The sequence below is a fragment of the Acidovorax sp. SUPP3334 genome (assembly GCF_030159055.1).
Lineage (GTDB): Bacteria > Pseudomonadota > Gammaproteobacteria > Burkholderiales > Burkholderiaceae_C > Paracidovorax.
The window spans coordinates 29,067-52,397 of record NZ_BQXQ01000010.1 but is presented as its reverse complement, the minus strand read 5'-3'; the positions used below and the strand labels follow the sequence as shown (position 1 = coordinate 52,397).

At 69.5% G+C, this 23,331-nt stretch carries 16 protein-coding genes and 2 pseudogenes; 12 read left to right on the top strand and 6 right to left on the bottom strand.

The window, feature by feature from the left end; genetic code table 11:
- The first annotated feature begins 150 nt into the window (after positions 1 to 150).
- Positions 151 to 1,962 carry a gamma-glutamyltransferase gene (gene ggt / locus AVHM3334_RS07545; protein ID WP_284411026.1) on the top strand — a complete coding sequence of 604 codons (1,812 nt, stop codon included), beginning with the start codon at positions 151 to 153 and terminating at the stop codon, positions 1,960 to 1,962.
- A gap of 156 nt (positions 1,963 to 2,118) precedes the next feature.
- On the opposite strand, the gene AVHM3334_RS07540 is transcribed toward ggt, so the two are convergent.
- The gene (locus AVHM3334_RS07540; protein WP_284411024.1) at positions 2,119 to 2,640 is read right to left on the bottom strand and encodes a LysR family transcriptional regulator; all 522 of its coding nucleotides are present in this window, start codon (positions 2,638 to 2,640) and stop codon (positions 2,119 to 2,121) included.
- A gap of 105 nt (positions 2,641 to 2,745) precedes the next feature.
- Here AVHM3334_RS07540 and AVHM3334_RS07535 point away from each other — a divergent pair.
- Positions 2,746 to 4,082, top strand: a pseudogene (locus tag AVHM3334_RS07535) (MFS transporter).
- A gap of 82 nt (positions 4,083 to 4,164) precedes the next feature.
- On the opposite strand, the gene AVHM3334_RS07530 reads toward AVHM3334_RS07535, so the two are convergent.
- Entirely contained in the window at positions 4,165 to 5,535 is a 1,371-nt protein-coding gene (locus tag AVHM3334_RS07530) for a glycerate kinase type-2 family protein (RefSeq protein WP_284411022.1), read from the bottom strand.
- A gap of 83 nt (positions 5,536 to 5,618) precedes the next feature.
- Here AVHM3334_RS07530 and AVHM3334_RS07525 point away from each other — a divergent pair, with 83 nt between their 5' ends.
- The 6 genes from AVHM3334_RS07525 to AVHM3334_RS07500 all read left to right on the top strand — a co-directional run bounded on the left by AVHM3334_RS07525 (position 5,619) and on the right by AVHM3334_RS07500 (position 13,866).
- Positions 5,619 to 6,284, top strand: coding sequence for a GntR family transcriptional regulator (locus AVHM3334_RS07525; RefSeq protein ID WP_284411020.1), 666 nt, complete (start codon positions 5,619 to 5,621; stop codon positions 6,282 to 6,284).
- A gap of 7 nt (positions 6,285 to 6,291) precedes the next feature.
- A complete protein-coding gene (puuE, locus tag AVHM3334_RS07520) occupies positions 6,292 to 7,275 on the top strand; it encodes an allantoinase PuuE (protein ID WP_284411018.1) in 984 nt (327 codons plus the stop codon).
- 5 nt (positions 7,276 to 7,280) lie between these two features.
- Positions 7,281 to 9,056 carry a 2-oxo-4-hydroxy-4-carboxy-5-ureidoimidazoline decarboxylase gene (gene uraD, locus AVHM3334_RS07515; protein WP_284411016.1) on the top strand — a complete coding sequence of 592 codons (1,776 nt, stop codon included), beginning with the start codon at positions 7,281 to 7,283 and terminating at the stop codon, positions 9,054 to 9,056.
- Entirely contained in the window at positions 9,053 to 10,294 is a 1,242-nt protein-coding gene (locus AVHM3334_RS07510; RefSeq protein ID WP_284411014.1) for a M20 family metallopeptidase, read from the top strand. The genes uraD and AVHM3334_RS07510 overlap by 4 nt, the downstream gene beginning before the upstream one ends.
- A 206-nt stretch (positions 10,295 to 10,500) precedes the next feature.
- Positions 10,501 to 11,244, top strand: coding sequence for a GntR family transcriptional regulator (locus tag AVHM3334_RS07505; RefSeq protein WP_284411167.1), 744 nt, complete (start codon positions 10,501 to 10,503; stop codon positions 11,242 to 11,244).
- Positions 11,245 to 11,568: 324 nt separating this feature from the next.
- Positions 11,569 to 13,866 carry an NADP-dependent malic enzyme gene (locus AVHM3334_RS07500; RefSeq protein ID WP_284411013.1) on the top strand — a complete coding sequence of 766 codons (2,298 nt, stop codon included), beginning with the start codon at positions 11,569 to 11,571 and terminating at the stop codon, positions 13,864 to 13,866.
- A gap of 198 nt (positions 13,867 to 14,064) precedes the next feature.
- On the opposite strand, the gene AVHM3334_RS07495 is transcribed toward AVHM3334_RS07500, so the two are convergent.
- Positions 14,065 to 17,217, bottom strand: a complete 3,153-nt coding sequence (locus AVHM3334_RS07495) for a hypothetical protein (protein WP_284411012.1) — start codon at positions 17,215 to 17,217, stop codon at positions 14,065 to 14,067.
- A gap of 350 nt (positions 17,218 to 17,567) precedes the next feature.
- On the opposite strand from AVHM3334_RS07495, the gene AVHM3334_RS07490 reads away from it, so the two are divergent.
- The 3 genes from AVHM3334_RS07490 to AVHM3334_RS07480 all read left to right on the top strand — a co-directional run bounded on the left by AVHM3334_RS07490 (position 17,568) and on the right by AVHM3334_RS07480 (position 20,342).
- Positions 17,568 to 18,599 carry an ABC transporter substrate-binding protein gene (locus AVHM3334_RS07490; protein ID WP_284411010.1) on the top strand — a complete coding sequence of 344 codons (1,032 nt, stop codon included), beginning with the start codon at positions 17,568 to 17,570 and terminating at the stop codon, positions 18,597 to 18,599.
- 145 nt (positions 18,600 to 18,744) lie between these two features.
- Positions 18,745 to 19,569 (top strand): ABC transporter ATP-binding protein, encoded by an 825-nt coding sequence (locus AVHM3334_RS07485; protein ID WP_284411008.1) that lies wholly within the window; start codon positions 18,745 to 18,747, stop codon positions 19,567 to 19,569.
- Positions 19,566 to 20,342, top strand: a complete 777-nt coding sequence (locus AVHM3334_RS07480) for an ABC transporter permease (protein WP_284411007.1) — start codon at positions 19,566 to 19,568, stop codon at positions 20,340 to 20,342. Before AVHM3334_RS07485 ends, AVHM3334_RS07480 begins: the two co-directional genes overlap by 4 nt.
- Before the next feature lie 57 nt (positions 20,343 to 20,399).
- On the opposite strand, the gene AVHM3334_RS07475 is transcribed toward AVHM3334_RS07480, so the two are convergent.
- Together AVHM3334_RS07475 and AVHM3334_RS07470 are read right to left on the bottom strand one after the other, a co-directional pair.
- A complete protein-coding gene (locus AVHM3334_RS07475) occupies positions 20,400 to 21,044 on the bottom strand; it encodes a hypothetical protein (protein WP_284411005.1) in 645 nt (214 codons plus the stop codon).
- Entirely contained in the window at positions 21,041 to 21,541 is a 501-nt protein-coding gene (locus AVHM3334_RS07470; RefSeq protein WP_284411003.1) for a hypothetical protein, read from the bottom strand. The genes AVHM3334_RS07475 and AVHM3334_RS07470 overlap by 4 nt, the downstream gene beginning before the upstream one ends.
- Before the next feature lie 417 nt (positions 21,542 to 21,958).
- Between AVHM3334_RS07470 and AVHM3334_RS07465 the strand changes: the two genes are divergently transcribed.
- Positions 21,959 to 22,711 carry a hydroxypyruvate isomerase family protein gene (locus tag AVHM3334_RS07465; RefSeq protein ID WP_284411001.1) on the top strand — a complete coding sequence of 251 codons (753 nt, stop codon included), beginning with the start codon at positions 21,959 to 21,961 and terminating at the stop codon, positions 22,709 to 22,711.
- A gap of 46 nt (positions 22,712 to 22,757) precedes the next feature.
- Here the strand turns inward: AVHM3334_RS07465 and AVHM3334_RS07460 are convergent.
- Positions 22,758 to 23,330: pseudogene (locus AVHM3334_RS07460) on the bottom strand (TolC family protein); the annotation flags it as partial.
- Between the last annotated feature and the right edge of the window lies 1 nt (position 23,331).

Genomic DNA, 23,331 nt, shown 5'->3' with positions numbered 1-23,331 from the left:
ACTTTTGAACGCAGACGTTCGCAATTGCAAATGAAAGGGGCGCCTGCAGCCCTGCCGATCGGGGCGACGCGGGCAACTTCTCTACACTCGCCACGGCGCCGCCCCTGGGCCAACCCAGGGCCGCCCACCGATCAATCCCGAGGAGAGCACATGAAACCCATCCAACGCACGCTGCTGGCCAGCAGCCTGGCGCTTGCCCTGGCCAGCCTGGCCGCCTGCACCAACCTGCCCCCGGCCGGCACGGGCAGTGTCGAAGGCGCCCCGGCCACGACGCCGACGCCGGGCCAGCAGACGACCGCCGCCCGCGCCGCCGGCAGCTCGTACGACTTCGACATGGATGTGTTCCACCCCGTCGTGGCGCGCAACGGCATGGTCTCCACCGAGCAGGAACTGGCCTCGCGCGTGGGGCTGGACATCCTGAAGGCCGGAGGCAATGCGGTGGATGCCGCCGTGGGCATCGGCTTCGCGCTGGCCGTGGTGCTGCCCAATGCGGGCAACCTGGGCGGCGGCGGTTTCATGATGGTGCACGACGCCAAGACCGGCAAGGACGTGGCGCTGGACTTCCGCGAAGTGGCGCCGCAGAAGGCCACGCGCGACATGTACCTCGATGCCAGCGGCAACGTGGTGGAAGGCAAGTCGCTGTACACGCCCTATGCCGTGGGCGTGCCCGGCACCGTGGCCGGCCTGGAGCATGCGCTCAAGAACTGGGGCACGCTGCCCCTGTCGAAGGTGATCGCCCCTGCCATCGCGCTGGCCGACAAGGGCTTTCCCGTCAGCCTGACCCTGGCCAAGACGCTGCACCAGGAGAAGGCGAACATGGGCAAATGGCCCGCCACCCGCCAGATCTTCTGGCGCGGCGACGGCCCGCTGAAGGTGGGAGACCGCCTGGTGCAGAAAGACCTGGCGCAGTCGATGCGGCTCATCAGCCAGCAGGGCGCCAAGGCGTTCTACCAGGGCCCGATCGCGCGCCGCATCGCCGCCGAGATGGCGCCCCACCCGGGCGCCCTCACGCTGCAGGACCTGGCCGCGTACAAAGTGGTGGAGCGCGAGCCGGTGCGCGGCACCTACCGCGGCTACGAGATCGTGACCATGCCGCCTCCGTCCTCCGGCGGCGCGCACCTGGTGCAGATGCTCAACATGCTGGAGCAGTGGCCGCTTTCGCAATGGGGACAGAACAGCGCGCAGACCATCCACTACATGGCCGAAAGCATGAAGCTCGCCTACGCCGACCGCTCGGAATACCTGGGCGATCCGGACTTCGTGAAGGTGCCGCTCAAGGGACTGACCTCGAAGGCCTACGCGCAGTCGCTGGCCAAAAGCATCAACCCCACGGCGGCCCGCCCCAGCAAGGACATCAAGCCCGGCAAGCCACAGCCCTATGAAAGCGACCAGACCACCCACTACTCGGTGGTGGACAAGGCCGGCAACGCGGTCGCGGTGACCTACACGCTCAACACCAACTTCGGCAGCGGCATCGTCGCCAAGGGCACGGGCATTCTGCTGAACAACGAGATGGACGACTTCTCCGCCAAACCCGGCGTGGCCAACGCCTACGGCCTGGTCGGCGGCGACGCCAACGCCGTGGGCCCCAACAAGCGGCCCCTGTCGTCCATGACGCCCACCATGGTGCTCAAGGACGGCAAGCCCATGCTGGTGACGGGCAGCCCGGGCGGCGCGCGCATCATCACCACGGTGCTGCAGACGGTGGTGAACACCATCGACTTCGGCATGAACCCGGCCGAGGCCGCCTCGGTGCCGCGCGTGCACCACCAGTGGACGCCCGACGAACTGCGCGTGGAAAAGGGCCTGAGCACCGACACGCTCACGCAGCTGCAGGCGCGCGGCCACAACATCGCCATCAAACCCTCCATGGGCCGCACGCAGACCATCCAGTTCCAGGACGGCCTGCTGTACGGCGCCTCCGACCCACGCAACCCGGACGGCGAAACGCTGGGCTACTGAGCCGGCCGAGCCCCACCGGCTCGCTCGATCCGCCTGAACCCACCTGAACCCGCCTCGATCCGCCAGGCCGCGCTCCGCAAGGGGTGCGGCTTTTTTCATGGGTGGCGCTGGCTCAGCGATCGGTGTGGAGCGGCACCGTTGTTTCGGTGCGCCCGGCTACCGGCTTTGCTCGGACATGGGATGCACATGCTGGCGCACGGCCTCCAGCAGCAGCGTTGCCAGGCGGCTCGCCGGGGCTTCGGAATGCGCCTGCGCGCGGTACAGCAACAGCGATATCTGCGGCAGCGCCGGCAGCGAGAGCTCCGAGCGATCGAGCGCGCGCACCTGCGAAGGCAGCCCGAAAGGCGTGCGCACCGTGAGGCCCAGCCCGGCCGACGTGGCGGCCCACAGCGCGGCCAGGCTGGCCCAGCCTTGCAGGTCGGCCCCGCGCATGGCGGCACCGGCTTCGTCGTTCAGTTCGAGCATGCGATGGGCGTAGGCCAGGAGCGTTTCGCCCGCATCCGTGAGTTCCAGGCCACGCCCTTTCTTGCGAAACAGCACGGTCCCGGCCTGCGACTCCAGCTTCTTCAACTGCGCGCTCACGGCCGAGGTCGAGCGGCCCAGCTTGTCGGCCGCCCGCGCATAGCTGCCGAGCGCGATCCCCGTGGAAAAAGTGCGCAGCACGTCGAGATCGAACATCACCTGGCTCTCGTGGACTCCTTTGACCGTCCTATTTTTTCAGGACGGATGGCGCATTGTTTTCTGATTTTCAAAACGGTTCGGCCTGGGGGCACTGCATGGACCATGACCTCAACGACTTCCCCCTCGCCGCGTTCCCGCAAGCACCGCTGGAAGGTGCTGGCCGCAGGCGTCTGCGCCAACGCCGCGTTTTCCGTGGCCTTCAGCGGCATTCCGATGACTGCGGTGCTGCTGCGCACGGGTACCGGATCGACAACGCCGCGCTCGGCCTGGTGCGGGGCCTCATGGGCCTGGGGATCGCGATCAGCGAGCTGCCGTGGGGCATGTTGACCGACCGCCGGGGAGACCGGCCGGTGCTGCTGACCGGCCTGGGCAGCACCGCGCTCGCACTCATGGCGATGGCGCTCTGGGCCGCACCGGACGCCCAGCACATCCCGGACCTGGCGTGGCTGGGCACGGGGCTGCTGCTGGTCGGCCTGCTGGGCGCAAGCGTGAACGGCGCGAGCGGCCGCGCGGTGATGACGTGGTTCGACGCCAGCGAGCGCGGCTTCGCGATGAGCATCCGCCAGACGGCCGTGCCGCTGGGCGGCGGCGTCGGCGCGCTCGTGCTCCCGTACGTGGCGCTGCACTTCGGCTTCGGCGTGCTCTACGGCCTGCTGGCGGCGCTCTGCGCCTTGAGCGCAGTGATGGCCTGGGCCTGGGTGCACGAACCGCCCCAGCCCCAGCCCTTGCCCCAACCCCAGGCGCTGGTGCAGCCCTTCCCTGCGGACGCGGCCGGCTCAGCGCTCGCGCCATCCCTCGGCCCCCTGCGCAACGGGCGGGTCTGGCGCATCGTGCTGGGCATCGGCCTTCTCTGTGCGCCGCAGTTCGCGGTGCTGTCATTCGGCACGGTGTTCCTGCACGACTTCGGCCATGCGGGCCTTGCCACGATCACCGCCACCATGGTGTTCACACAGGTCGGCGCGATGGCGATGCGCGTGTGGAGCGGCCGGTGGACCGACCGCCGCCGCAACCGCCCCGCTTATCTGCGCGCCTGCAGCGCGCTCAGCGTGCTGCTGTTCGCCGGGCTTGCGGCACTCGCATGGGCGGCAGGCCGGCATGCCGCCGACACCTTGGCGGTGCGCATCGCGCTCGTCGGGTTGCTGGGCGTGAGCAGTCTTTGCGCATCGGCATGGCACGGCGTCGCGTACACCGAACTGGCCACGCTGGCCGGTGCGGCGCGCGCGGGAACTGCGTTGGGCATGGCGAACACCAGCGTGTTCGTGGTGTGCTTCGTCACGCCCCTCGCCATCCCGCACCTGCTCGCCTTGCAGGGCTGGCCGGTGGTGCGGCTTGCGGCGAGCGCCTGCGCGCTGGCGGCCATGCCCCTGCTGGTGCCGCGTGCGGCGGCCACGGCAACCGACCACCCGGCCGCGCCAACGGCATTGGGCCGCTGCGCCTGAGCGGTCGCCATCCCAAGCGGAAGCGGCGCTCTGGGGCTTGAGTCAAAACAGCTTCCAGCGCATATTCTACTAGGGGGTATAGCTATGAAATGTATAGCACCCTGAAATCATTCACGTTGGTGTGCGTGGGCCCGGTCATCACCAGGTCGCCCAGGGCCGAGAAGAAACCGTAGGCGTCGTTGCGGTCGAGATGGCGGGCCACGGCCAGGTCGGCGCGGCGCGCTCGCTCCAGCGTGTCGGGCGTGACGATCGCGCCGGCGTTGTCCTCCACGCCGTCGATGCCGTCGGTATCGGCCGCCAGCGCCCAGACGCCGGGCTGGCCCTGCAGCGCCTGCGCCAGGCCCAGGCAGAACTCCCCGGCGCGGCCACCGCGCCCGCGCGGCGCCCCCTCGGGCTGCGGGCGCACCGTCACGGTGGTTTCGCCGCCCGACAGGATGACGCAGGGCCGCGCGAACGGCTGGCCGCGCTGCGACACCGCGCGGGCCAGGGCAGCGTGCACGCGGCCCACCTCGCGCGACTCGCCCTCCATCGCATCGGACAGGATGTACGCCGCCATGCCGGCCGCGCGCGCCGCCGCCGCAGCGGCCTCCAGCGACTGCTGCGGCGCGGCGATCAGGTGGACGGCGTGGCCGGCGAAGGCCGCATCGCCAGGCTTGGGCGTTTCCAGCGCACCGGCCTGCAGCGCCGCATGCACGGGCGCGGGCACCTCGATGCGGTAGCGCGCCAGGATGTCGAGCGCCTCGGCGCACGTCGTGCCGTCGGGCACCGTGGGGCCGCTGGCGATCACGGCGGGGTCGTCGCCCGGCACGTCGCTGATGGCGAGGGTCACCACGCGGGCCGGCGCGCAGGCCGCAGCCAGCCGGCCGCCCTTGATGCGCGACAGGTGCTTGCGCACGCAGTTCATCTCGGCAATGCCGGCGCCGCTTTCCAGCAGCGCGCGGTGAATGCGCTGCTTTTCCGAAAGCGTCAGGCCTTCGGCCGGCAGGGTGAGCAGCGCGGAGCCGCCGCCCGAGATCAGGCACAGCACCAGGTCATCGGCCGTGAGGCCCTGCGTGAGCGCGAGCATGCGCTCGGCCGCCGCGAGGCCCGCCGCATCGGGCACGGGGTGCGCGGCCTCCACGATCTCCACGCGCTGCGGCAGCCCCGGCGGCCGCTCGGGCACATGGCCGTAGCGGGTGACCACCAGCCCCGACAGCGGCGCACCGGCCGGCCACAGCGCCTCCAGCGCGTGCACCATCGAGCCGCCCGCCTTGCCGGCGCCCAGCACCAGCGTGCGCCCGCGCGGCGGGGGCGGCAGGTGCGCCGCCAGGCCATGCACCGGCAGCGCGGCGTGCACGGCCACGTCGTACAGGTGGCGCAAAAACGCAGCGGGATCGTTCGGGGAAGGGGCTGGCGAGGGCGCCACGGGCAGCGCCCTGGGGGCACCGGCGGCAGGAGATGGGTGGGCGGTCATCCGAAGATTCTGGCCGAACGCGGGGCGCCGCTTCGTCCACCAAAACTGTATACACATTGCCAGGCCACCGCTATCATGCGGCGATGGAAATATCGACCACCAGCGCGATCGTCAGCCACCTGACCCGGGCCATCGTCGATCACCGCCTGCTGCCGGGCGCCAAGCTGGCGGAGCAGAAGCTGGCCGACCATTTCGGCGTCTCGCGCACGCTGGTGCGGCAGGCGCTGTTCCAGCTGTCGCAAAAGCGGCTGGTGCGCCTGGCCCCCGCGCGCGGCGCCTTCGTGGCCGCCCCTTCCGCCGACGAGGCGCGCCAGGTGTTCGCCGTGCGCCGCATGCTGGAGGCCGAGATGACCCGCGCCTTCGTGCGCGAAGTGACGCCCGCCCGCATCCGCGCGCTGCGCGAGCACGTGGCGCGCGAGAAGGCCGCGGTGGACGAGGCCGATATGCAGGGCCGCACCGAACTGCTGGGCGACTTCCACGTGCGCATGGCCGAGCTGATGGACAACCAGGTGCTGGCGCAGATGCTGGGCGAGCTGATCTCGCGCTGCGCACTGATCACGCTCATGTACCAAAGCGCCGACGAGGCCGCGCACTCGCACGACGAACACGCCGAAATCGTGAAAGCCCTGGCCGCGCGCGACGAAGAGCGCGCCGTGCGCCTCATGGACGCGCACCTGCTGCACGTGCAGGCCAGCCTGGCTTTCGACCGCAAGCTGCCCCCCAACGACATCTCCATGGCTCTTTCCTGAGGACCCGATGACCGCCGCCCCCATCTACGACGCCACCCTGCCCTACCCGCGCGACCTCGTGGGCTACGGGCGCAATCCGCCGCACGCGCGCTGGCCGGGCAACGCCCGCATCGCCGTGCAGTTCGTGCTGAACTACGAGGAAGGCGGCGAAAACGCCGTGCTGCACGGCGATGCCGGCAGCGAGCAGTTCCTGTCGGAGATGTTCAACCCGGCCAGCTACCCGGACCGGCACATCAGCATGGAAGGCATCTACGAATACGGCTCGCGCGCCGGCGTGTGGCGCCTGCTGCGCGAGTTCGAAAAGCGCGGCCTGCCACTCACCGTGTTCGGCGTGGCGACGGCCCTGCAGCGCCATCCCGACGTGACGGCCGCCTTCATGGAGCTGGGCCACGAGATCGCCTGCCACGGGCTCAAGTGGATTCATTACCAGAACGTGCCCGAAGCGGTGGAGCGCGCCCACATGGCCGAGGCCATGGACATCCTGCAGGCGCTCACCGGCCAGCGGCATGGCGCGCCCGGCGCGGTCCACGGCGCGGGCTGGTACACCGGCCGCGACAGCCCCAACACCCGCCGCCTGGTGGCCGACTACGGCGGTTTCGCCTACGACAGCGACTATTACGGCGACGACCTGCCCTTCTGGATGAAGGTCGCCAAGACCGACGGCAGCACCGCCCGGCAGCTCATCGTGCCGTACACGCTCGACTGCAACGACATGCGCTTTGCGCTGCCGCAGGGCTATTCGCACGCCGACCCGTTCTTTCAATACATGAAGGACACGTTCGATGCGCTGTACGCCGAGGGCGACCCGGCCGGGGACGACCGCCCGAAGATGATGAGCATCGGCATGCACTGCCGACTGCTCGGGCGCCCGGGCCGCATCACCGCGCTGCAGCGCTTTCTGGACCATGTGCAGCGGCACGACCAGGTGTGGGTGTGCCGCCGCATCGACATCGCACGCCATTGGGCCGAGGCCCACCCTTGCCCGGAGTGACCGCCATGCCCCTCACCCTCGAACAACTGAACTCGGCCGATCCGCAGGAGGCCGCGCGCCTGCTCGGCGGCCTGTACGAGCACTCGCCCTGGATCGCCGGGCAGGCGCTCGCCGCGCGGCCCTTTCGCTCGCTGGCGCAGTTCAAGCACGCCATGGTGCGCGTGCTGGCCCAGGCGCCGCGCCAGGCGCAGCTGGCCCTGGTGCGCGCCCATCCGGAACTGGCGGGCAAGGCCATGGTGGCGAACGCCCTCACGGCCGAGTCGGCCGGCGAGCAGGACAAGGCGGGCCTCACCCAGTGCACACCCGAAGAGTTCGCGCGCATCCAGCAGCTCAACGCCGGGTACGACGCGCGCTTCGGCTTTCCGTTCATCCTCGCGGTGCGCGGGCCGCGCGGCACGGGGCTGGCGAGGCAGGACATCATCGACACCTTCGCGCGCCGGCTCTCCAACCCGCCCGACTTCGAACTGGCCGAGGCGCTGCGCAACATCCACCGCATCGCAGAGCTCCGCCTGAACGATCTGTTCGGCGTGGTGCCCACGCTGGGCAACGGCGTGTGGGACTGGCAGGAAACCCTGGCCCAGCACAGCGACCCGGGCTTCGCCGAGAAGGGCCAGCTCACCGTCACCTACCTCACCGATGCGCACCGCGCCTGCGCGCAGCGCATCAGCCACTGGATGCGCGAGTGCGGCTTCGACGAGGTCGCCATCGATGCGGTCGGCAATGTCGTCGGCCGCTACCACGGCGCCACGCCGAACGCCCGCCTGCTCATGACCGGCAGCCACTACGACACCGTGCGCAACGGCGGCAAATACGACGGTCGCCTGGGCATCTTCGTGCCCATGGCCTGCGTGCGCGAACTGCACCGCCAGGGCCGGCGCATGCCCTTCGGCATCGAAGTGGTGGGCTTTTCGGAAGAAGAAGGCCAGCGCTACAAGGCCACCTTCCTGGGCTCGGGCGCGCTCATCGGCGACTTCAATACCGCCTGGCTGGACCAAAAGGATGCCGACGGCGTGACCCTGCGCGAGGCCATGCAGCACGCGGGCCTGTGCATCGACGACATTCCGAAGCTCCGGCGCGACCCGGCCCGCTACCTCGGCTTCGTCGAGGTGCACATCGAACAGGGGCCGGTGCTCAACGAGCTGGACCTGCCCCTGGGCGTGGTCACCTCCATCAACGGCAGCGTGCGCTTCGTGGGCGAGATGCACGGCATGGCCAGCCACGCCGGCACCACGCCCATGGACCGCCGCCGCGACGCCGCTGCCGCCGTGGCCGAACTCATCCTGGCGGTCGAGGCACGCGCCGCGCGCGACGGCGATTCGGTGGGCACCGTGGGCCTATTGGGCGTGCCCGGCGGCTCCATCAACGTGGTGCCCGGCCGCTGCCAGTTCAGCCTGGACCTGCGCGCGCCCACCGATCCCCAGCGCGATGCGCTGGTGGCCGACGCACTGGCCGCGCTGCAGTCCATCGCCACGCGGCGCGGCCTGCACTACACGCTGGAAGAAACCATGCGCGCCGCCGCCGCGCCCAGCGCACCGGCCTGGCAGCAGCGCTGGGAGCGCGCCGTGGACGCCCTGGGCGTGCCTGTGCACCGCATGCCCAGCGGTGCCGGGCACGACGCCATGAAGCTGCACGAAATCATGCCGCAGGCCATGCTCTTCGTGCGCGGGCTGAACGGCGGCATCAGCCACACCCCCCTGGAAAGCACGACCAGCGACGACATGCAGCTCGCGGTCGATGCCTTCTCCCACCTTCTGAACCAACTGGCCACCGAAACCCCATGAGCACCTACCCATCACTGGACGCCTGGATCGACCAGCACTTCGACGAAGAAGTGCGTTTCTTGCAGGCGCTGGTGCGCGTGCCCACCGACACGCCGCCCGGCAACAACGCCCCGCACGCCGAACGCACGGCCGAGCTGTTGAAAGACTTCGGCTACGAGGCCGAGCGCCACGCCGTGCCCGAGGCCCAGGTGAAGGCCTATGGCATGGAGTCCATCACCAACCTCATCGTGCGCCGGCCCTACGCCCCTGACGGCACCGCCGGCGGCGGCCGCACCGTGGCCCTCAACGCCCACGGCGACGTGGTGCCGCCCGGCGAAGGCTGGACGCACGACCCCTACGGCGGCGAGATCGTGGACGGCAGGATCTACGGCCGCGCCACCGCGGTGAGCAAGAGCGACTTCGCGTCATTCACCTTCGCCCTGCGCGCCCTGGAGGCCGTGGCGCGCCCGACGAAAGGCGCGGTCGAACTGCACTTCACCTACGACGAGGAATTCGGCGGCGAACTGGGCCCGGGCTGGCTGCTGCGCCAGGGCCTGACCCGGCCCGACCTGCTGCTGGCGGCGGGCTTCAGCTACGAAGTGGTCACCGCCCACAACGGCTGCCTGCAGATGCAAGTGACCGTGCACGGCAAGATGGCCCACGCCGCCATTCCCCACACCGGCGTGGATGCGCTGCAGGGCGCCGTGGCGATCCTGAACGCGCTCTATGCGCAGAACGCCCGGTACCGGCAGGTCACCTCGCAGGTCGATGGCATCGAACACCCCTACCTGAACGTGGGCCGCATCGAAGGCGGCACCAACACCAACGTGGTTCCCGGCAAGGTCGTGTTCAAGCTCGACCGCCGCATGATCCCCGAGGAAAACCCGGCCGAGGTCGAGGCCGACATCCGCCGCGTGATCGCCGAGGCCGCCGCGGGCTGCGCCGGCATCACGGTGGACATCAAGCGCCTGCTGCTGGCCAACGCCATGCAGCCTCTGCCCGGCAACGCCCCGCTGGTGGCCGCGCTGCAAAAACACGGCGAGGCCCTCTTTGGCCAGCCCATCCCTGCCATGGGCACGCCCCTGTACACCGACGTGCGCCTGTACGGCGAGGCGGGGATTCCCGGCGTGATCTACGGCGCCGGCCCGCGCACCGTGCTGGAATCGCACGCCAAGCGCGCCGACGAACGCCTGGACCTGGAAGACCTGCGCCGCGCGACCAAGGTGGTGGCGAGGACGCTGCACGATCTGCTGCGCTGAGATCGGCAGCAACGGCTCCGCCACTCAGGGCATGAGTGCAGAGTCGGGCAGCCGAGGGCAGCAGAGGGCAGTCGGTGCATTCGGGCGGGATGTTTTCGAAGACGACATCTCGCCCGACCTGCGCTGCATTGACGGGCGGATTGAGACACCCGTCAATCTCGCCATTCATCCAGAGGTCCGCCACATTGCCTTCACCCAAAAGCGTCATGCCCCGCGCCGCCAAAGCCCCTCCCCCCCCCGCGCCCGCCGCACCGCTGGCGCCGAACGACGCGGCCCAGGCCTCCATCGACAGCATCGCCCGCGACCTGGCCACCGCCATCGTGGAAAAGCGCCTGCCGCCCGGTACCTGGCTGCGCGAGGAGGCTCTGGGGCGCGTCTATTCGGTCAGCCGCACGAAGATCCGCGCGGCGCTGGTCATGCTGGCCAAGGACCGGCTGATCGAGACCTTTCCCGACAAGGGCTCGTTCGTCAGCCGCCCGAGCGTGAAGGAGGCGCGCGAGGTGTTCGCGGTGCGCCGCATCCTGGAAGTCGAAGTCGTGCGCCTGTTCGTGGCGCAGGCCACCCGGGCCGACTACCAGTTGCTGGAGCAGCACATCCGCTTCGAACGCAACACGCTCCATGGCCGCACCACCACCGGCCGGGTGCAGGAAAAGCTGCTGGGCGACTTTCACGTCGCGCTGGCGGAGGCCACCGGCAACCAGACGCTGGCGCAACTCGTCAGCGACCTGGTGGCGCGCAGCTCGCTCATCGCCATGCTGTACCACTCGTCCAACGACCCGCATCGCTCGTCCGGCGAGCATGCGGAGTTTCTGCGGGTGTGCCGCACGGGCGATGCCGACGCGGCCGTGGCGTGCATGGTCGGCCATCTCGACCGCATCGAGGCCAGCCTGGAGCTGGAAACGGAGCGCGCGGACCGCCAGCTGGAGCTGGTGAAGGCCCTGCTGACCTGACCCGCCCGCCGGCATGCCGGCGGCCCGCCCAGGCTCATGCGCCGGTCGAATCCGGTATCCTGACCGCCTCGATCACCGCCGTGTTCCTGAACGGTTTCAACAAGGGCGCCCGCCGCGACACCTCTGCGGCCCACGGCGCCGGCCGACGCGCACCGACGCCGGCCAGCCGCCGCAGACCCCATCCGGGACTGCGCACGGGTTGGAGCCATTGCGCCAGGCCAAGGGTTTTCATGCACACAACGCATGCCGCAAGCCCTTCTTCGCGCCGGTACGGCGTTAAGCTCGATTGACATCAAAACTCCTTCGCTCACTTTCGGAACCTGTATGACCCAGCAACTTTCCGCCGCTGAAGCGGCCCTGCGCGAAGCCGCGCTCGAGTACCACCGCAGCCCCGTGCGCGGCAAGATATCCGTCACGCCGACCAAGCCGCTGTCCAACCAGCGCGACCTGTCGCTGGCCTACTCGCCGGGCGTGGCCTATCCGTGCCTGGACATCGAGGCCGACCCGTCGCTCGCCTTCGACTACACGGCGCGCGGCAACCTGGTGGGCGTGATCACCAACGGCACCGCCGTGCTGGGCCTGGGCGACATCGGCCCGCTGGCCAGCAAGCCGGTGATGGAGGGCAAGGGCTGCCTGTTCAAGAAGTTCGCGGGCGTCGATGTGTTCGACATCGAACTGGCCGAACGCGATCCCGACAAGCTGGTGGAGATCATCGCGGCGCTGGAGCCCACGCTGGGCGGCATCAACCTGGAAGACATCAAGGCGCCCGAGTGCTTCTACATCGAGCGCGAACTCTCCAAGCGCCTGAACATTCCGGTGTTCCACGATGACCAGCACGGCACGGCCATCATCTCCAGCGCCGCGCTGCTGAACGGCCTGGAACTGGTGGGCAAGGACATCGACGCCGTGAAGGTGGCGGTCTCCGGCGCCGGCGCCGCCGCCATCGCCTGCCTGGACGTGATGGTGGGCCTGGGGGTCAAGCGCGAGCACATCTTCGTGGTGGACTCCAAGGGCGTGATCCACGACGGCCGCACGAACCTGGACGAATCCAAGGCCCGCTACGCCCAGAAGACCGACGCGCGCACGCTGGCCGACGTGGTCAACGGCGCCGACGTGTTCCTGGGCTGCTCGGCCCCCGGCGTGCTGACGGCCGACATGGTCAAGACCATGGCCGACAAGCCGATCATCCTGGCCCTGGCCAACCCCGAGCCCGAGATCCGCCCCGAACTGGCCAAGGCCGTTCGCCCGGACTGCATCATCGCCACGGGCCGTTCGGACTACCCGAACCAGGTCAACAACGTGCTGTGCTTCCCGTACATCTTCCGGGGCGCGCTCGATTGCGGCGCCACCAAGATCACGCAGGAAATGAAGCTGGCCTGCGTGCGCGAGATCGCCGATCTGGCCAAGGCCGAAATGAGCGACGAGGTCGCCGCCGCCTACGCTGGCCAGGAACTGTCGTTCGGCCCCGACTACCTCATCCCCACGCCGTTCGACGTGCGCCTGATCCTGCGCATCGCGCCGGCCGTGGCCAAGGCGGCCGAGGCGTCGGGCGTGGCCACGCGGCCCATCCAGGACTACGCCGCCTACCGCGAGAGCCTCACCCGCTTCGTGTACCAGACCAGCATGTTCATGCGCCCGGTCTTCACCGCCGCCAAGGCCGCGCCCCAGCGCGTGGCCTATGCCGAGGGCGAAGACGACCGCGTGCTGCGCGCCGCGCAGGTGGCGGTCGATGAAGGCCTGGCCCGTCCGATCCTGATCGGCCGCCCCGCCGTCATCGCCACGCGCATCGCCAAGGCCGGGCTGCGCCTGCAGCCGGGCAAGGACGTGGAGATCTGCAACCCCGAAGACGACCCGCGCTTTCGCCAGTACTGGGAGGCCTACCACCAGCTCATGGGCCGCGACGGCATCACGCCCGAGGCCGCCAAGGCTGCGGTGCGCCGCTCCAACACGCTGATCGGCGCGCTCATGGTGCGCCTGGGCGACGCCGACGCGCTGCTGTGCGGCCTGGTGGGCCGCTTCGACCACCACCTGGAGCACGTGCGCCACGTGATCGGCCTGAAGGAAGGCACGCCCGGCTTCGCCACGGTGAATGCGCTCACGCTGGACCAGCACACGCTGTTCATCGCCGACACGTACATCAACGAAGCGCCCGATGCCGAGCAACTGGCCGCCATCGCGCTGATGGCCGCCGAGGAAGTGCAGCGCTTCGGCCTGCCGCCCAAGGTGGCCTTCCTGTCGCACTCCAACTACGGTTCGTCCACGCGGCCCTCGGCCCTCAAGATGCGCGCGGCGCGCGACCTGTTCGTGAAGGCCGCGCCGCACATCGAGTGCGACGGCGAGCTGCACGGCGACTCCGCCCTGTCGGAAAAAGTGCGCCACAACGCGCTGCTGGACAGCACGCTCTCGGGCTCGGCCAACGTGCTGATCTGCCCGAACCTCGACGCGGCGAACATTCTGTTCAACGTGCTCAAGACCACCGGCAGCCACGGCACGACCATCGGCCCGATCCTGCTGGGCGCCGCAGCATCGGCCCACGTGCTGACCCCGTCCTCCACCGTGCGCCGCGTGGTCAACATGACGGCCCTGGCGGCCGCGAACGCGGCAGCGGCCAAGACGCGCTGACCAAGGCGGCGCCGCCAGGCGCCTTGTCGTGCCACGGGGCGCCCGCCTGGCGCTCCGTGGCCGCTCGGCCCGTCGCCAGGTAAATACCGGCGCCGCGGCCAGGAGCCGTACCTGCGGTATCGGCGGTATCGGCGGTACTGGCGATGCCCGCAGCGGCATCGGTCCTTCGCACTTTCCTGAGACGCGCGGGTCGATGGCCTACTGCGCCCGGCGCGGCCTTTGCGCGGGCACGTCCAGGCGGTTGTCGATGTGCGAAGCCTCGGCCGCCTCCACGCTCGCCAGTTGCACCACCACGTCCACCCCCTGGGTTTGCTGCACCGAGTTGCGCTCGTAAGAGCGCAGCGAATAGGGCTGCACCGACGCGGGGTCTTCCCATTTCGCTTCGATGGTGCCCGCCAGCGCGGCGACGGCCTGCGGCAGGCCGCTCGGGTGCTGCCCGCACAGCTGCATCGAAGAGCGGTAGGCATCGTTCTGGGCGCGGGCCTCGGGCGTCACGATGTAGCGCGCCGCAAAGCTGTGGGTGGGCGCTGCGTGCTCGCGAATGTCGGCCAGCAGCCCTTCCAGGCGCCCGGGATCGGCGCCCGCGTCCACCCATTCCTCCATGTGCGGCTGCACCGCCTGCATGAAGGCATCGACCTTCTGGTATTCGGTCTCGACGAACGACAGGGGGTGCAGGCGGCCCGCTTCATACACCGCCTCCCGCCGGTCGAACACGCCGGACAGGATGTGTTCCGCGCTCACGCCGAACTGCGCCGTCGCCAGCGATACATCGACCCCGCCTGAAAACGAGGTGCCCGACGCGGCGCTGGTGAACGGGCCGGCCGACGCCTTGACCCCGGCGCCGGCCCGCAGGGCATGGCCCTGGATCGAACGTTCCACACGCATGTGGCCGGTGGCGTCGGCATAGTGCTTGGTCACGTTGCGCTGGGCCTCGACGAAACCGCCGGCCCCGGCACTGACCTTGGCGCCCCACTGGCCGACCGCTGCCATCAGGTCTGCGCCCGCCCCGTGCCGGCGCCGGCCGTCGCCGGCCGTGCCGATGCGGTTGACCGTCAGTTCGGGAAAGTCCTGCAGCAGGCGCTGCAGCAGCGGGGTGGCGTCGCCCGCCTGCGCACCGCCTTCGCTGCCGTCGAGCATCGCATCCACCAGCGCGGAGAACTCCGCCCTCAACTCCGGCACCGGCCGGCCGACGCGCGGCAGCCGCAGCGAGATGCCCTGGATGTCGGCCTTGTCCTTGCCATAGAGCAGCGTATCGACGTTGACGCCGGCCTTGGCCACGCCGATGTCCGGCCCGACGAAGGCGCCGACGCCGATCTGCTTGGATACCTGGCGCTGCGAACCCAGCACCAGTTCCATGTCGTAGGGCGGCATGGCGATCTCGAAAACCGCCTGCCGGCCGCGCTGCGCCCGCCCATCGACCCGCCCGCGCAGGAAGAAGGCGCTCGCCACCGCACTGATCGAGGACGTGATCTGCCGCAGCCCGACCCCGACGAGCCCGCCGCTGCTCAGCCGCAGCCGCGACGATCCCTCGATGTTGCCGATGATGTCCTTCAGGGCCGAACGCACGGTCTCGCGGGTGACCACCGGCACGCGGGTGTCGCGGCCCTCGGCCTCTTCCTCGGCACGCGCCAGCGCGGTGGAGACGGCCTGCACCCAGGGCAATGCCTGCGCCTCGGGCGCCCCCGGTGCCTCTCGCGTGCCCTGCGCGGTTTCGCTGCCGCCGGCCGTGCGGGCGGCAGAGAACCATTCGCCCATCGCCTTCGCATCCAGGCGCAGGTCGGCCAGGGCCGTCAGCTGCGGCATTTGCGCCAGTTGCCGCTGCAGGCCGGGCGCGGGGGCGGGGGTCAGCAGGTTCGCCAGGCGGTCCGCGATGTCGGCGCGGGCGTCGTCATCGAAGCCGTCGCGCTCGAGCGGCTGCGGTGCCGGCGCCTGCAGGCAATGCGCCAGCACGGCCGCCCGCAGCAGCCCTTGCGGCACTTGCCCGGGCCTGGGGGAACGGGTGCTCGGCGCAGCGGCGATCAACTGGTCCTTCAAGGCGACCGCCGCTTCGCGCAGTGCCGTCTCGCGTGCCAGCCGGTGGCGTGCGATGGCAGGGCCCCGCTCCACGTTCTGCGTGCCGTGCCGCAAGGCCCGAAACGGCGACTTGCCGAAGATCGGGTTGCGCAGCAGGCGGCTGCGCTCCGGCGTGGCGCGCTCGATCCATCGCCCGGTCTTCATGAGGCGCGCGTCGACGGCCGCGAAGTCGGTTCCCGGCCCTGTGTCGAACAAGTCATTGCGCACGGCGGTCAGTGCCCACTGGTGGGGCCGGGCCGCCTCGGCCTCGCCCGCCATCCGCGCGGCGGCGCAGGCCACGGCCTGGCCGGTCAGCGTGCCGAGGGCCTGCGCGCTGGCAAGGATCGCGGCCGGGTCGCCCCGCTCCGCGTGCCTGGCGGGCATCCCCGTGGCCGCCTTCAGCAGCAAGGCGAAGTCCTGCGAGTGCGCCGCGTCCACGGGGCGGGCCACGACGGCCTGGAGCACGTCCAGCCCGGTCGGCGTGCCGGCCAGGGCCGCCGCGACCTGCCAGGCCGCCCGCCGCGCCGCCGCCGAGGCGTCGCCCGGCCCGCCCGCGCCGGAGCGGCGCGGCGAAGCGGGCAGCGACCGGACCTGGTCGCCGTTCACCGAGCTGTCGGGCGTGTGATAGACCGAGCCGCCCTCCGCCGAATCGTCCGACCTCAGCGCATCGTCGCCGTACTCGGAGCCTTGCGGGGTGGCATAGACCGATGCGGCATCGTCCTCTGGCCCGCCCGCCCGCTGCCGCCAGGCGGTGACGATGTCCACCTGCGGGTCGAGCGCCTGCAGGCTTTCCAGCGCGTCCCTGGCCAGCCGGGCATCGCCGCCCGTCGCTGCGGCGAGCGCCTGGGCCAGCAGCACGGCGGGCGCACCGGGCAGCCCGGGCACGGGCGGCATGCGCGAAAAATCCACCTGGCCCAAGGCGAAGGCGAGATCCGCCGCCACGCCGAAGATCTTCGGCGTCGGCTCGAACAGCGCTTTCGTCAGCAGGGAGCCGTTGGGCGCCGCCTGCGCCATGGCGTCGATCAGCACATGGGTGGGCCCGGGCCTTGCTGTGGTCTCGGCGTTCACCGCAGCGCCAGCGGCAGAAGGGCCCGACGAGGCCGAAGGCGTGGGCGCCGATGGAACCGTCGCGCGCGGGGGCAGGGTCGATGCCGCGCTGGTACGCCGGCGCGCCGGACCGTCCAGCGGCCGCACCGCGCTGCTGGGAATCGAAGGGGTCTTTTGTTTCTGCCCGGTGGGCGTTTCAACGTTGAAACGGGCGATGCCGAGGCGGTTCGAGAGTTTGGAGAGCAGGGACATCGGGCCATCGTGGTCCCCCGCTTTCCGCCCTTTTCCCGAGGGCCCGAAGCCATTGCTGGGCAAGCGAACCCCCGACCTGGGGGAAACCCGCATTTCGTAAGACGGAAAACGTGCTTCAGTCGGGCCGGATTCGATATAGCACGATCCTGCGGGCCACGGGGCTCAGGGCGAGGCCACGGCGGCGCCCCGCCCGCGCGTGACGAGGCCGTGGCAGCCATGGCGCTTGCGCTGCATGCACCGCATTGGTTCATGCCGGCGCCGCCCCGCCGAGGTGCATGCCTGCAATCAGGCATCGATCTTGCTGATCGGCTGCCATCGCCCGACATGACCGATACGACCGGAGCCTCCCCATGCAGAAACGATTCCTCCTGAAAGCCGCCGCCGCCATCGCTGCCGCCAGCGCATTCAACCTGGCCCACGCCCAGGCGTCCACGCCCATCAAATTCCAGCTGGATTGGCGCTTCGAAGGGCCGGCCGCGTTCTTCCTGCTGCCTGCGGCCAAGGGGTATTTCAAGGAAGCGGGCCTGAACGTGACGGTGGACGCAGGCAACGGCTCCGGCGGCGCCGTGCAGCGCGTGGCCTCGGGCACCTACGACATGGGCTTCGCCGACCTGGCCGCGGTGATGGAGTTCCACGCCAACAACCCCGACGCGCAGAACAAGCCGGTGGCCGTCATGATGGTCTATAACAACACGCCGGCCTCGGTCATGGCGCTCAAGAAGAGCGGCATCGCCAAGCCCGCCGACCTGGCCGGCAAGAAGCTGGGCGCCCCCGTATTCGACGCAGGCCGCCGCGCCTTTCCCATCTTCGCCAAGGCCAACGGCATCGGCAGCGTGCAGTGGACGGCCATGGACCCGCCGCTGCGCGAGACCATGCTGGTGCGCGGCGACGTGGACGCCATCACCGGCTTCACCTTCACCTCGCTGCTGAACCTGGAGGCGCGCGGCGCCAAGGCCAGCGACGTGGTGGTGCTGCCCTATGCCGACTTCGGCGTGAAGCTGTACGGCAACGTGATCATCGCCAGCCCCAAGCTGGTCAAGGAAAACCCCGAAGCGATCCGCGCGTTCCTCAAGGCGTTCACCAAGGGCGCCAAGGAAGTCATCGCCAACCCGGCTGCGGCCATCGCATCGGTGAAGGAGCGCGACGGCATCGTGAACGTGGCGCTGGAAACGCGCCGGCTGCAGCTGGCCATCGACACGGTGGTCAACAGCGCCGACGCACGGGCCGAAGGCTTCGGCCAGGCCAAGCCGCAGCGCCTGGCGCTGATGGCCTCGCAGGTGTCCGACGCCTTCAGCACCAAGTCCCGCGTGAACGCCGACACGGTATGGAACGCCAGCTTCCTGCCCCCCGCCGCCGAGCTGAACATCCTGCCGAAGCCGTGAACGCGGCGGCCCCGCAACGGCGGGCCGTGCCGGGCCGGCAGCGCCCCCTGGCGCGGCCACCTGTCGATTGCTATTATTTCAATAGCACACTGCCCTAGTGTTTATTGCGCTGACGGCCTTTTTCATTCAAACCCTACTTCACACCATGCAGGCCGACGAAACCTATTTCGTGGATTTCCGGGATGTCTGGCTCGCCTACAACGAAGAGTTGCTGCGCGCCAACCACTTTGCCGTCGAAGCCATCGACCTGCAGGTGCGCCGCGGCGAGTTCATCGCCATCGTGGGGCCCTCGGGCTGCGGCAAGTCCACCTTCATGAAGCTGGCCACGGGGCTGCGCATGCCGTCGATGGGCAAGATCCGCATCGACGGCCAGCCCGTGGCCGGGCCGCTCAAGATCTCGGGCATGGCTTTCCAGGCGCCTTCGCTGCTGCCCTGGCGCACCACGGTGGACAACGTGCTGCTGCCGCTGGAGATCGTCCCACCGCACCGCAGCCAGTTCAAGGCCCGGCGCAGGGAATACCAGGCCCGCGCCCGTGCCCTGCTGCAAAAGGTGGGCCTGGCCGGCTATGAAGACAAGTTTCCCTGGCAGCTGTCGGGGGGCATGCAGCAGCGCGCCAGCATCTGCCGCGCGCTCATCCACGAGCCCAAGATGCTGCTGCTGGACGAGCCCTTCGGCGCGCTCGACGCCTTCACGCGCGAGGAGCTGTGGTGCATCCTGCGCGACCTGCAGGCCGAGCGGCGGTTCAACGTGATCCTCGTCACGCACGACCTGCGCGAGAGCGTCTTCCTCGCCGACACCGTCTATGTGATGAGCAAGAGCCCGGGCCGCTTCGTCGTCAAGCGCGACATCGAGCTGCCGCGCCCGCGCGAGCTGGAACTGACCTACACCAAGGAATTCACCGACACCGTGCTGGAGCTGCGCGGCCACATCGGCGCCCTGCGCAAGACCGGCGGGGAGATCACGCAATGAACGCGCTGCACGAGAAACGGGTGGAGCGCTGGTCGCCCTGGGTTCTGCTGTTCTCGGTGCTCGTGCTGTGGCAGGTGATCTGCTCCGGCCTGGGCGTATCGGAGTTCATCTTTCCCAGCCCCTGGGCGATCTGGACGCAGTTCGTCGAATTCAAATGGATCATCGCGGGCCACGCCTGGCGCACCTTCTGGGTCACCATGGCCGGCTTCGGCATCGCCATCGTGGTCGGGGTGCTGCTGGGCTTCATCATCGGCTCGTCGCGCCTGGCCTATGCCGCCGTGTATCCGCTGATGACGGCCTTCAACGCCCTGCCCAAGGCGGCCTTCGTGCCCATCCTCGTCGTGTGGTTCGGCATCGGCGTGGGGCCGGCCATCCTCACGGCCTTCCTCATCAGCTTCTTTCCGATCATGGTGAACATCGCCACGGGCCTGGCCACGCTGGAGCCCGAGCTGGAAGACGTGCTGCGCGTGCTCGGCGCCAAGCGCTGGGACGTGCTCACCAAGGTCGGCCTGCCGCGATCCATGCCGTACTTCTACGGCTCGCTGAAGGTGGCGATCACCCTCGCCTTCGTGGGCACCACCGTGTCAGAGATGACCGCCGCCAACGAAGGCATCGGCTACCTGCTGATCTCGGCCGGCTCGTCCATGCAGATGGGCCTGGCCTTCGCCGGCCTGATGGTGGTGGGCGCCATGGCCATGGTGATGTACGAGCTGTTCAGCGTGCTGGAAAAGCACACCACGGGCTGGGCGCACCGGGGCTCGCAAGGGGAGTGAGGCCGCGGGGCCGGTCGCCATCCGGCAATCGGCAATCGGCAACCTGCGACTAACGGATCACGGGAAGGACCGCCGCGCAGGAAACTCTCCGTCCGACTCCCAAAGCCCAGGCTGCGAACGCTCCTGCACGCGCCAGCCCTGGGGCCCGGGAACGTAGCGGCGAAAGCGGGTGGTGAACTGATCGTCTTGCGGCTCGCTGCGCACCGCCAGGAACTGGTCCGCCCCACGAACCGTCACCTTCTTCCAGGCCGCCTTGCCGGTCTGGGCCAGCACGATGGGCTCCACGCGGCCGTCCGCAGCGCGGGCCTGCGCCGGGATCAGCCGGTTGCCATCGATCTGAAACGGCCGGGTCAGCGGGCCGCTGTAGGAGCCCATGGGCGCCGTCAGGTCCACCGCCACGAGAACGGTCACCGGGCGCACGCCGCGCAAGGGGGCGGGGTCCAACCTGGCCAAGGGCGCGTCCAGCGTGCGACTGTCCAGCAATTCGCCGTTGCAGCCATGCAGCTGGAGTACGGCAGGCAATGCGGCAGGCACGTCGGTCTCCGGGGACTCGCCGCTGGCCCATAGACGGTCCAGCTCGCCAGGGGTTACCCGCTTGTCGAGCACGAGCGTGACCGTCTTGCAGCCCACGGCGACCGGTTCTCCGGCATGTACCAGCGAATGGGCCGCGAAAAGCGCGACCACCAGCGTTAGGCACTTCATGATCTGGGCACCTCGATACCGGCAATGACACCTTCGCTCGCCGCCACTGCGGGCATGAGCACATCGATCTGCGAATTGACGTCCTTGTCCAGATCGACCCCGGCCTCCTCCAGCTGCTTGAGATACCTGTCCGTATCGTTTTCATTGGGTGGCGTGAGTTTGGCAATCGCATCCCGCACCTTCATCGCACCGTACTTTTTGACATAGAGCAACCGCTGAGCGGCATGGCCGTCGTTCATGCTCTCGAACACCGCAAAAACGCCCACGCCACCGGTGACGATGCCGATCTTGAGCGGCGAGTCACGCAGGTTGCCCGGGTTGTTTGCGCGCCAGGCCAGCGAACCGCCCACCTTGACCGTGTTGGCATAGGCGACGAAACGGCGGAATTCCGCCCGCGCCTTGGTCGCGGCTTTGTTCACTTCAATAATGGTGGATTGGCTCAGTGGGCCGCCAGCGATGATGGTGCCGGGGAGAGAAGGTACGAGAGGTTTGGCCATGTTGCAGGAGTAATGGAGATGGCCACGGAAATGGACGTGGCAGTGTAGGCAGCACGGCGCCAACGCCTGTCACAATTTGTGCAAGAGCGCGCCGCATCGAAAAACACACCACAGCCCTGTTCCACATCGAAGCACTGTCCCTGAAACATCAGTGCATGGGCCAGGGGTGCGTCCCGCCCCGCGTCCTGGACCCCGAAATTCAGCACCCAATCGCTGACGGCAAACAGATCGGTAACGGTTTCGTGAACGGATCGGCGAGCCAGTGGCGGTCCCAACGCCGCATACGCGGCATCCGATCTGCGGGTGTCCATGCCAAGGCCCCGGAAAACCGGGCCATTGAACCCCTGATAGATCTGAACGCCTTTGGCGAAGAACGCGATCTGTTCCAGAACGAATGGGGCCTCGACGGCGCGAGGAATGCGATGGACCAGATCGTGTTCTTCGCGCGGCTGGAAGATTGCCTGCGCCGCCGGGGACGCGGCCGTCGGACACACTCAGAACAACCACTGCCCTCGCCAGAAAGCCAACCCGCATGCCCCGCCCGGCGATTGGGAAGCCGGCGAGCGGGGCATGGCCTGCCTGCCGGGGCGCGAGGCGGAGTTCCGCGCCGGCATCGTCGAGGCGATCGCCTATGCCCAGGCGCTGCAGGCGCCGCGCATCCACGTGATGGCAGGGCTGGTGCCCCCCAGCCAAGCGCGCGAGACGTTGCACGCCACCTATGTGGACAACCTGCGGGTGGCTGCCCGGTTGGCTGCGCCGCACGGCCTGCAGGTGCTGATCGAGCCCATCAACGCACGCGACATGCCCGGCTATTTCCTGAACCGGCAGGACGAGGCCCATGCGCTGGTGAACGCCATCGGCGTGCCGAACGTGCAGGTGCAGATGGACCTGTCCCACTGCCAGATCGTCGAAGGCGATCTGGCCACGAAGATCCGCCAGTACGTTCCCACCGGCCGGGTGGGCCATGTTCAGATCGCGGGCGTACCCGCGCGGCACGAGCCGGACACCGGCGAGGTGAACTACCCCTACCTGTTTCAGTTGCTGGACGATCTGGGCTATGCCGGCTGGATCGGCTGCGAATACCGCCCCGCGCGCGGCGCGGTGGCGGGCGGCACCAGCGATGGCCTCGGCTGGCTGCCAAGGGAGCGTTCGCAGCGGGCTCCCTCGTAACGAGAGAAAGAAAAAAGCGCGCGAGGGCAGGGACTGCGCGCGGCGGTCAGCGCGCTGGATGCGCCCCATTCGCCGAGGCCCCCGGCAGCGCTGCGGCCGCCAACGGAATGGCCGCAGGCGCCCTCTCCGCCTCCCAGCCGCCGCCCAGCGCCTTGAAGACCGCCACGGCGGCCCGAGCGGACTCGGTCCGCGCCTGCACCTGGCCATCCAGCACGCCGAGCAGGCTTTCGTCGGCCTGCAACACCTCGATCAGGCTGACGGTGCCCTTGCCGAACGCCGCGGCGGAGGCATCGCGGGCCCGGGTGAGCGAAAGCACGCCACCCGCCAGCAGATCGGCCTGCTCCCGGCGACGCTGGAATGAAGACAGCGCGGTTTCGACCTCTTCCGTGGCCCGCAGCGCGGCTTGGCGGTAGGCCGCCAGGGCCTCGGCCTCCTGGGCCTCGGCGAATCGGATCTGGGCCTCGATCCGGCCGAAATCGAACAAACGCCAGCGCAGGCCGATGGTGCCTGCGGCCTGCGCGGCCCCCCCGGTGAAAAGGTTGCCGCTGGAGATCGAAGTGGCGCTGCCCAACAGCCCGCTCACCGAAACCTTGGGGTAGTAATCGGCCACGGCCACGCCG

What these genes read in the sequence shown, in the direction of transcription:
- ggt (WP_284411026.1), top strand. Translation starts at nt 151, where the DNA reads ATGAAACCCATCCAACGCACGCTGCTGGCCAGCAGCCTGGCGCTTGCC.
- AVHM3334_RS07540 (WP_284411024.1), bottom strand. Translation starts at nt 2,640, where the DNA reads ATGTTCGATCTCGACGTGCTGCGCACTTTTTCCACGGGGATCGCGCTC.
- AVHM3334_RS07530 (WP_284411022.1), bottom strand. Translation starts at nt 5,535, where the DNA reads ATGACCGCCCACCCATCTCCTGCCGCCGGTGCCCCCAGGGCGCTGCCC.
- AVHM3334_RS07525 (WP_284411020.1), top strand. Translation starts at nt 5,619, where the DNA reads ATGGAAATATCGACCACCAGCGCGATCGTCAGCCACCTGACCCGGGCC.
- puuE (WP_284411018.1), top strand. Translation starts at nt 6,292, where the DNA reads ATGACCGCCGCCCCCATCTACGACGCCACCCTGCCCTACCCGCGCGAC.
- uraD (WP_284411016.1), top strand. Translation starts at nt 7,281, where the DNA reads ATGCCCCTCACCCTCGAACAACTGAACTCGGCCGATCCGCAGGAGGCC.
- AVHM3334_RS07510 (WP_284411014.1), top strand. Translation starts at nt 9,053, where the DNA reads ATGAGCACCTACCCATCACTGGACGCCTGGATCGACCAGCACTTCGAC.
- AVHM3334_RS07505 (WP_284411167.1), top strand. Translation starts at nt 10,501, where the DNA reads ATGCCCCGCGCCGCCAAAGCCCCTCCCCCCCCCGCGCCCGCCGCACCG.
- AVHM3334_RS07500 (WP_284411013.1), top strand. Translation starts at nt 11,569, where the DNA reads ATGACCCAGCAACTTTCCGCCGCTGAAGCGGCCCTGCGCGAAGCCGCG.
- AVHM3334_RS07495 (WP_284411012.1), bottom strand. Translation starts at nt 17,217, where the DNA reads ATGTCCCTGCTCTCCAAACTCTCGAACCGCCTCGGCATCGCCCGTTTC.
- AVHM3334_RS07490 (WP_284411010.1), top strand. Translation starts at nt 17,568, where the DNA reads ATGCAGAAACGATTCCTCCTGAAAGCCGCCGCCGCCATCGCTGCCGCC.
- AVHM3334_RS07485 (WP_284411008.1), top strand. Translation starts at nt 18,745, where the DNA reads ATGCAGGCCGACGAAACCTATTTCGTGGATTTCCGGGATGTCTGGCTC.
- AVHM3334_RS07480 (WP_284411007.1), top strand. Translation starts at nt 19,566, where the DNA reads ATGAACGCGCTGCACGAGAAACGGGTGGAGCGCTGGTCGCCCTGGGTT.
- AVHM3334_RS07475 (WP_284411005.1), bottom strand. Translation starts at nt 21,044, where the DNA reads ATGAAGTGCCTAACGCTGGTGGTCGCGCTTTTCGCGGCCCATTCGCTG.
- AVHM3334_RS07470 (WP_284411003.1), bottom strand. Translation starts at nt 21,541, where the DNA reads ATGGCCAAACCTCTCGTACCTTCTCTCCCCGGCACCATCATCGCTGGC.
- AVHM3334_RS07465 (WP_284411001.1), top strand. Translation starts at nt 21,959, where the DNA reads ATGCGATGGACCAGATCGTGTTCTTCGCGCGGCTGGAAGATTGCCTGC.